General features: G+C 37.0%; 6 protein-coding genes. 3 read left to right on the top strand and 3 right to left on the bottom strand.

Going from position 1 to position 9,609, the window contains the following annotated elements:
• Positions 1 to 5: 5 nt before the first annotated feature.
• Positions 6 to 1,760 (bottom strand): hypothetical protein, encoded by a 1,755-nt coding sequence (locus tag P9B04_RS08850; RefSeq protein WP_342054619.1) that lies wholly within the window; start codon positions 1,758 to 1,760, stop codon positions 6 to 8.
• A gap of 246 nt (positions 1,761 to 2,006) precedes the next feature.
• On the opposite strand from P9B04_RS08850, the gene gatB reads away from it, so the two are divergent.
• Positions 2,007 to 3,494 (top strand): Asp-tRNA(Asn)/Glu-tRNA(Gln) amidotransferase subunit GatB, encoded by a 1,488-nt coding sequence (gene gatB / locus P9B04_RS08845; protein ID WP_342054618.1) that lies wholly within the window; start codon positions 2,007 to 2,009, stop codon positions 3,492 to 3,494.
• A gap of 164 nt (positions 3,495 to 3,658) precedes the next feature.
• On the opposite strand, the gene P9B04_RS08840 is transcribed toward gatB, so the two are convergent.
• Both P9B04_RS08840 and P9B04_RS08835 read right to left on the bottom strand, forming a co-directional pair.
• Positions 3,659 to 5,437, bottom strand: a complete 1,779-nt coding sequence (locus tag P9B04_RS08840; protein ID WP_342054617.1) for a serine/threonine-protein kinase — start codon at positions 5,435 to 5,437, stop codon at positions 3,659 to 3,661.
• A 150-nt stretch (positions 5,438 to 5,587) separates the two neighbouring features.
• Entirely contained in the window at positions 5,588 to 6,361 is a 774-nt protein-coding gene (locus tag P9B04_RS08835; protein ID WP_342054616.1) for a DUF1868 domain-containing protein, read from the bottom strand.
• 90 nt (positions 6,362 to 6,451) lie between these two features.
• On the opposite strand from P9B04_RS08835, the gene holA reads away from it, so the two are divergent.
• Complete coding sequence (gene holA / locus P9B04_RS08830; RefSeq protein ID WP_342054620.1) at positions 6,452 to 7,432, top strand: DNA polymerase III subunit delta; 981 nt, start codon at positions 6,452 to 6,454, stop codon at positions 7,430 to 7,432.
• A gap of 193 nt (positions 7,433 to 7,625) precedes the next feature.
• A complete protein-coding gene (gene lepA, locus P9B04_RS08825; RefSeq protein WP_342054615.1) occupies positions 7,626 to 9,437 on the top strand; it encodes a translation elongation factor 4 in 1,812 nt (603 codons plus the stop codon).
• The last annotated feature ends 172 nt before the right edge of the window (positions 9,438 to 9,609 follow it).

Genomic DNA, 9,609 nt, shown 5'->3' with positions numbered 1-9,609 from the left:
TTGGCCTAAGTTTTCGCAGCGAGTGACCCCTGGCTTTTTGAGAAGATACCTAAATATTCCGCATTTTCCTGCCAATCAGGACGAACAACTCCCCTTGGTGTTAAGCTGTCTCGCAAGTCCATACCTAATTTAATAAATTCACGAAATTCTTTACCTTCAGGATTTTCTGGATTGTTTTCGAGCCATTGTTTTATTTGGGGATTGGCCAAAATTTGTAGTTTAAGCTGTTCCGTAGCTATATAGAGAGCTTGATTAGAATCCTGGACACATGAAGTGGCTGGAGTTATAGTGGCAAATCCCGAACCATCCCCAGTGCGATATCGAGCAGCAATAACTTGAGCTTGTTTGAGCAATTCCCTGAGAAAATAAAAAGAATTATTTCCCAGTAGAAGGGGTTGAGTAAAGGTATCCAGTTTAATTATGACATCGGAAACAGGACGACTACCTAACCATCCTCGACGTAAATCCCCCATGTATGCAGACCAATCTATAGAGCCAGAAATGATGCCATTGGGATTGTGGACATAAATCTGCTGATAGATAGTCTCAAATTGTAGTTCATTGGTAAAGCGATCGCGAATAACCTCTCCCAAACCATAGGCAAAATGTCCAGCAACAGTACCAGCAAAGACAGGATCGGGTTTTTCTCCACCTGTGCCGCCAAATAAATGAATGACAAGAGCTTTATCTCCTTCAAGCCATTGCTTAACAGCATTTTCTGAAGATGATGCTTGAGGATTAATCAGTATTGACTGAAAATTTCCCTTCCTTTGAGGAGTATTGGCCCAGTTTTCATTTTTAATGTAATTAATAGCTTCTCCTTGATCTAAAATTACTCGTTCAGGTTTAAGTTGCAATAAAGCTCTTGGTTTGAGAGATTGAACTGTAAAGATACCTTTTTGATCCTTTGCCCCATAAATGTACCATCCAGCTTTTCCCGCCGGAGAATCCTCTAATTTACGAGAGGTGGACATAAAACGCCCTCGATAATCTAAAGGCTGTTGGGGTATTCTGACAATTTCTTCTAATCCATCAAATTTACTTGTTGCTTGATTGTAGTGACGTACTCGAAAATATTCACTGGGACAAGGCTTGTTTCCTGGACAGACTTGCGGTATTTGATGGGGAGAAATTGGTTCAGTGGGGGCGATAATTTTAACTAATCCGTAGTAGATTCCTGTAATTTGTATCGGTTCAAGATTAGTCAACAGAATAGGATTTTGTTCTTCATCTTCAGACAAGATAACAGATTGTAAACGCACCATGACATCGTCTTCAGGATGAGCGCCGGCTAACGATTCCAAGGGACCTACATCAGAGCGTGCATCTAAACGATTAGGAATAACATTTCCTTTACTTTCATAGTCTTTTGCTTCTGAAGTAATATTAATATTGCGAGTAACAGCTTTGACATAAGATTGAGTATAGGGAGTTCTATTCCAACCTAAACGGACTTTTTGCCCGATTAAGTTTTCTGCTTGTGAAGGAGCATGATACAGTTCAATCCATACACCATCTCGATTACTATCAAATAAAGGCTTTTCTGGTAGTATCAAACGTCCAACCCATTTTCCAGTTGGTTTATAAAAAGAAGTATCGACAGTTTGACTTACGGGATAATGAGTAACTTGATTAAATGAGACTTTTTGCGTTAATTCATAGCTAGAAATAGTTTCAGCTTTGATAAACTGAGTTACTAACAAAAAGCTTAAAATAATTAAAAACGTAATTCTAATTAACTTGTTATTGTGATTAATCACTTTCAGTAAATGGTTTTATTGAGTTAAAAAATAGCCTTGTTGAGTAAAATATCAAGGAGAGCCAAGGATTTTTCTCACTTTTATTTTAAAAATCTATGGCTAAATAGTCGAACATAAACAAAGCCAACTATGTAAACTTATGTAAGCATAGCTGTAACTCTACTCCTGCCTTCTGCCTCTTCTCAACTGTTTCGATTTAATTGCGATAAAATAGACTAGGCTAATTGTTATCACCTATATTAGTTTATGACCACCGCAACACCTGTCAAAACCGAATACGAAGCCATTATTGGACTAGAAACACACTGTCAACTTAACACCAAAAGTAAGATATTCTGTCATTGTTCAACCGAGTTCGATAGTCCTCCTAACACAAATGTTTGCTCTATTTGCTTGGGATATCCAGGAGTCTTACCGGTTCTCAATGAAGAAGTTTTAGCTTCTGCTGTCAAGTTAGGGTTAGCGTTGAATGCGAAAATTGCTCCCTATAGTAAGTTTGACCGAAAACACTATTTTTACCCCGATTTACCCAAAAACTACCAAATTTCTCAGTTTGATCTCCCCATTGTGGAACACGGTTCCCTAGAAATCGAATTTGTGGATAAAAAGACCAAAGATTTCACAAGCAAAACCATCGGTATCACTCGTTTACACATGGAAGAAGACGCAGGAAAATTGGTTCATGCAGGAAGCGATCGCTTAGCAGGATCGACTCATTCTTTAGTAGACTTTAATCGTACTGGTGTACCCCTACTAGAAATCGTCTCAGAACCGGATATCCGCACCGGACAAGAAGCAGCCGAATACGCCCAAGAATTGCGCCGTTTGGTGCGTTATCTAGGGATTAGCGATGGTAATATGCAAGAGGGTTCTCTACGCTGCGATGTCAACATTTCTGTGCGTCCGGTGGGACAAAAAGAGTTCGGTACTAAAGTAGAAATCAAAAATATGAACTCTTTCAGTGCGATTCAAAAAGCGATCGAATATGAGATTGAAAGACAAATAGAAGCCGTAGAAAACGGTGATCCTATCTATCAAGAAACCCGTTTATGGGATGAAAGCAGCCAACAAACTATAAGTATGCGTAAAAAAGAAGGATCTAGCGACTATCGTTATTTTCCTGAACCTGATCTTCCTCCTTTAGAGGTATCTGAAGAACGTTTAAACGGTTGGAAAGAGCAACTTCCTGAACTACCCACACAGAAGCGTAAACGCTATGAAGAGGGGTTAGGGTTATCTGCTTACGATGTGCGAGTATTAACGGATGATCGCGAAGTAGCGGAATATTATGAAGCGGCGGTTAACACTGGAGCTGATGCAAAGTTGGTGAGTAACTGGGTGACACAAGACATTGCAGCTTATCTCAACAATAATAAATTAAGTATCACAGAAATTGCCCTCAAACCAAATAGTTTAGGGGAGTTAGTGCAACTGATTGAAAAAGGAACCATTAGCGGTAAAATTGCTAAAGAAATTCTACCAGAATTATTAGAAAAGGGTGGTTCTCCTAAAGAAATCGTGGAAAGCAAAGGAATGACCCAGATTTCCGATCCAGGGGAAATTGAAAAGGTGATTGCTGCCTTGATGTCTGCTAACCCTTCAGAAGTGGAAAAATACCGCGGAGGAAAGAAAAAGTTAAAAGGGTTTTTCGTGGGACAAGTAATGAAACAAACTGGAGGACGCGCTGATCCAAAGTTGACCAATCAATTAGTAGAAAAACTACTTAACGAGTAAACTTTAGAATTTGAAATGTAGAATAAGAAACCTGAGTTCGGGGTTAGGAGTTCGGAGTTAGGAGTTAGGGAGTTTGAAACTCCTAAAATTCATGGATTTTCTATAAATTATCTTATGTCGAACTCAGGTTAAGGAAGATAATTCTACATTTTAAATTACTATTATTAATCTAGCTCTTTCAGATCTAAAGTTAATAGTTTCGCTTTTCTGTCCTCTAAAGTTGCTATTAGTAATTGATTCTTACTTAACCCTGTGATAGCTGTAATTTCTACCCCTAAATTTATTTTAGATCTATAGTTTCCCTTTTTATCCAATAATAATAACTCTCCTGTAGTTCTTGCTAATCCATAACCCCAAGATTCACCGCTAATAAAATCAGGAACAAACTCTAAAGGAATTCGGGTCATTTTTAAAGGGTTAAGTTTTATCAAAATTCCATTATTAGGCTTGACTTTTTCAACAGCAAATAGATCGTAAGCATTAGATTTATTAACGGTTAATTTTGAGATTAATAAAGGAAATAGGAAACCTTTAATAAAATGTCCTCGACGGTTAAATAAATAGAAACAAGTTTGTCTCTTATCTTGAAAAATACCCGAAAAAATAGCCAGTCCATAACGATTGTTTAGAAATATTAATTTCTCAGGAAAAGGACAAGGTTTAGGGGAGTGAAAAGAAGATAAAGTTTGTAGGTTTAAAACGGTTAATTTTGCTGAAATTTGCTCATTATCGATTTTAGAAATAATAGCTAACCATTTTCCTTTAAAGTCACAAGTATATGTTAAATCTTGGCTTTCTAACTGCAAACAAGTATCTAATGTATTAAATGATTTATTTTCAGAAAAATAGTGAAAGTCATATTGACAAATTTTTTGCTTTTTGTCCTCAGTTAAAACTAGACATCCTTGAGATAGTAATGTTAATGACTTTATTGACTGGTTAAAGTTAATTGTCTCTATTTTCTTAGATTGATTAGAAAGTTTTATAAGTTGATTGTGACTAGCTAAATAAATATTCTCGTCATTATTAACAATATGATTAATTTTATCAACAACATCTAACCTACTAAAGTTATTAATTTCAACAGTAAATTTTGATAGATTATTTGATGTAGAGATGATAGGTTTGTCCTGATTAATATTTAATTGATATTTAGCAATATTAATAGCTTCTAGCATTTTTTTTGCGGAAGAAAATCTCCTTTTCGGTAACTTTTCTAGAGCTTTAATAATGATAGATTGTAACGGTTTAGGAACTGTATCAGGTATGTCAAATCTCTTGTTAAGATGGGCTAACATTAAATCCCCAGGCAATCCATAAAATGGTCTTTCTCCTATCATCAATTCGTAGAGAATAATCCCCACAGAATAAATATCACAAGCGTAAGAATATTTACCATAAAATCGCTCAGGTGCCATATAAGCAGGGGAACCTGTATAACCACTTTCGCCCCTATCATTACTGCTTTGTTCGATAATTTTAGCAATACCAAAATCCGTTACTTTTCCTACCCATTTATCTGCTGTCAAACTTAATAATATATTTTCTGGTTTAATATCACAGTGAATAATATTTTTTTTGTGAGCTTGTTCCAATCCAGCTAAAATATTAATAACTAAATCGAGACGTGATTTTAAATTTAATTTAGCGGAAAAATTCATTAAGTCTCGAAGGGTTCCCCCTTCACAATAGTCCATCACTAAATAACGTCCCCCACCATGATATTCGATAGCTTGACAAGAGACTATATTGGGGTGACGCAAACTTATCAAACAAGAAAATTCTCTTAAAAAACGATTTGTGGGAAACCCTTTAGCTAAACTTTTTAAGGCAACAAACTTCCCTGTTTTTCGAGAAATTCCACAATAAACTCGCCCAAATTGTCCTTGTCCAACTTGTGCCAAAATATAATAGTTTGAGCGAAAAACAGGATTTCTAGTCATCGCATATATAACTGTAATTTGGTAAGATAATTGAATTTAATATCTATTCTAGGAACTAAAATCATACGAACTACCTCTTGTTTTTCTCGTTCAATATTCAGATGTTGCTTACACGGTTTTAATAACCATAAAATGCTTATTTTTTGAAGTTTAAATCATCAGTTTAGGATTACTTTCATCAGATATAAATTGCATCATATTTTCAAACTTTCTTAGTTCTCCCTGTTCAACTGTTAAAATTTGCGGTTCTTTTTCTATCCATTGATCATTGAAAGATAGAATTACAGATTCTAAACTACTTTTATCTAAACTATCTGTAATTTCGTCAAAATAACCCAAAGTAATATGAGCAGTTAAATAATATTGTTGTTCTATTCCTAAGCTAATTAATTCTTGATTTTGATAAATAGTACGTCTTAATTGAAAAACCTTATCATAAGATAATTCATTACAAGGAACTAAACCAACAACTAAAGCGCGAGGAAATACTAATAAACCTAAAATTTGCCACTGACTTTTACTTTCTTCTAAATTAAGTTTCTGGTAAGTATTAAAACTATCATGAATTGCTTTTTTGAGTTTATTATCAAAGTCTTGGTCTTCCTCTATTGCTTTATGATAATTATCTTCCCAAATTAAATCAGCAAGTGTTAAATGGAAACTTTCTGGAGGAAGGGGAATTAATAAATTTGGTTCAATTTTTTCCATTAATTGCTGCTGCACTAGGGTTAACTGATGATAGAATGATTCATTAGTAGGATCATCTTGATAGGGTGGAGTAAGGACAGTATAACCGGGAAAAGATACTGGTTGTTTTTGTTGAAATTTAGGAGATTTTTGAATATTCTTAAGTTGATTTTGATAAGTACCGGGTAAAGTCAGGGAAGCCACCCGATTGACGTAATTTTGATAGGTTTCGTCCAAGTTAATCACCTCTTATTTTGCTAATATATTTATCATTTTATTTTGCCCGATTTTGTGTCTATTTTTTATAAAGATTTATTGACTTTGGTTATGGGAATTTATTTGTTTTGGGGAGAAGATGACTTTGCGATCGCTCAAAAAGTGCAACAATTAAGAGATAGTATCATCGATCCTAACTGGATACAGTTTAATTATCAGCAAATTCCAGGAGAAGACCCCAAAAGTACCATTGACGCATTAAATCAAGCGATGACTCCTGTTTTTGGCATGGGAGGTAGATTAGTTTGGGTCACTAATACGTCTATTTGTCAACAGTGTTCGGAGGAAATTTTAACACAATTACAGCGTATTTTTCCTGCTATTCCTGAGAGTTCTCATTTGTTATTTACCACTAACAAAAAGCCCGACAAACGTTTAAAATCAACGAAATTAATGGAACAATACGCAGAGGTAAAAGAATATTCTCCCATCCCTCCCTGGAAAACCGACGAATTAATCAACAAGGTTAAACAAATTGCCCAAGAAATAGGGATTAAATTAACACCAAAAGCAACAGAATTATTAGCTAATTCTGTAGGGAATAATAGCAGACAATTATGGAATGAACTGGAAAAGTTACATCTCTATGGGCAGCAAGAAAATAAACCCCTCGACGAAACCATTATTGCCACTTTAGTTAACGCAAACGCTCAAAATAGTTTACAATTAGCTCAAGCGATTCGCCAAGGAAATCAAGGAAAAGCTTTACAATTAATCGATGAGTTATTATCGAAAAATGAACCAGCATTAAGAATCGTCGCTACTTTAGTTGGTCAGTTTAGAACTTGGACGATTATTCAATTAAAAATAGAAACAGGAGAAACAGACAATAAAATAATTGCCAAAGCAGCCGAAATTCCTAACCCAAACCGCCTTTATTTTCTACGCAAAGAATTACGGGGAATCTCAGGAAAAACCTTATTAAAGACTTTACCGATTTTACTGGACTTAGAAAGCCGTTTGAAACGAGGCCAGAACCCCCGAGAAACCTTACAAATTAAAACTATAGAACTATGTTGCTTGTTTAATTAACAATTTATCATTAAATAATCAAAGTATAGCAATCAGGGATGATTCATGAGATATCTTTTTTCCCTATTATCAGTTATCAGTTGAGAGCAACCCGAAATAACAATCACTCAACAATAAGTGGTAAGCAAGGTAAAAAAGCTTTAAGATATATAAATAAAGATAACTTTTGCAAACCCCTCCACCAACAGATTCTATGACCGACGTTCCTGTTTCTCGCATCCGCAACTTTTGTATCATAGCTCACATCGATCACGGCAAATCAACCCTTGCTGATCGAATGTTACAAATGACCGAAACCGTTGCTCAACGGCAGATGAAAGAGCAATTCCTCGATAACATGGACTTGGAACGGGAACGAGGAATTACCATTAAACTACAAGCAGCTAGGATGAACTATAGGGGAAAAGATGGGCAAGATTACGTCCTAAACCTCATCGATACCCCCGGTCATGTGGATTTTTCTTACGAGGTATCCCGTTCTTTAGCAGCTTGTGAGGGAGCCTTATTGGTGGTAGATTCCTCTCAAGGGGTAGAAGCGCAAACCCTGGCCAATGTCTATTTAGCATTGGAAAATAATTTAGAGATAATTCCTGTTTTAAATAAAATTGATTTACCCGGATCAGAACCAGAACGGGTTTCTAGCGAAATAGAAGAAGTGGTGGGGTTAGATTGTACCGATATCATCAAAGCATCGGCCAAAGCAGGGATCGGAGTTGACGAAATTTTAGAATCTATTGTCCATTTAGTTCCCCCTCCTACGGATACGGTGGATAAACCCCTACGGGCGTTAATTTTCGATAGTTATTACGATCCCTATCGGGGTGTGATCGTTTATTTTCGGGTTATGGATGGAACCGTGAAAAAAGGCGATCGCGTCCGTTTAATGGCCTCTGGAAAAGAATACGAAATTGATGAGTTAGGGGTGTTATCCCCCAACCAAATACAGGTAGACTCCCTTCATGCAGGGGAAGTGGGTTACTTAGCTGCAGCCATCAAAGCAGTAGAAGATGCACGGGTGGGAGACACCATTACTTTAGGGGAAGAACAGGCCGAAGAACCCTTACCCGGTTATACTGAGGCGAAACCGATGGTCTTTTGTGGGTTATTTCCCACTGACTCCGATAAGTACGAAGACTTAAGAGAAGCCTTAAATCGCCTCAAACTCAACGATGCAGCCCTTTCTTACGAACCAGAAACCTCTAGCGCAATGGGGTTTGGTTTTCGGTGTGGTTTCTTGGGTTTACTGCACATGGAGATTGTTCAAGAACGCTTGGAACGAGAATACGATCTAGATTTGATTACAACTGCCCCATCTGTAATCTATCGCGTTACCAACCTCGATGGGGAAGTAATGGAGATCGATAATCCCAGTTTACTTCCTCCACCCCAAGAACGGGAAAAGATTGAAGAACCCTATATCCAGGTAGAAATGATCACCCCAGAAACTTATGTGGGGACATTGATGGAGTTATGTCAAAGTCGTCGGGGTGTTTTTAAGGATATGCGTTATTTTACCCTGTCGAGAACTTCTTTAATCTACGAATTACCTTTAGCTGAGGTGGTAACGGACTTTTTTGACCAATTAAAGTCCAGATCCAGAGGTTACGCCAGCATGGAATATCAATTGCTTGGTTATCGTCCCAATCCTTTGGTTAAATTAGATGTTCTGGTGAATGGAGACGGTGTGGACGCTTTAGCTATGATTGTACACCGCGATAAAGCTTATTATGTGGGTCGCGCTTTGACAGAGAAGTTAAAAGAATTGATCCCTCGTCATCAGTTTAAGGTTCCCATTCAAGCGGCGATCGGGGCTAAAGTTATCGCTAGTGAGCATATTCCCGCTTTGCGTAAAGATGTATTGGCCAAGTGTTACGGGGGGGATATTTCCCGTAAGAAGAAACTGCTACAAAAGCAAGCAAAAGGGAAAAAACGCATGAAAGCGATCGGTACGGTTGATGTTCCCCAAGAGGCGTTTATGGCGGTGTTAAAGCTAGATCCTCAATAATCTTCCGCTAGTTTCAGTCATCATTAAAAACACCCCAAAGCAATCTCTCATACAAGCAGAGATTGCTTTATTCTCTTAATGATATAGCTAGTAGAACCATAGTTTAGGACAGCCTAGATCGGTATCTTCTCAAAAAGCCAGGGGTCACTCGCTGCGAAAACTTAGGCCAAAC

It is taken from the genome of Crocosphaera sp. Alani8 (genome assembly GCF_038442745.1).
GTDB lineage: Bacteria > Cyanobacteriota > Cyanobacteriia > Cyanobacteriales > Microcystaceae > Crocosphaera.
This window is presented reverse-complemented; position numbering and strand designations above follow the sequence as displayed.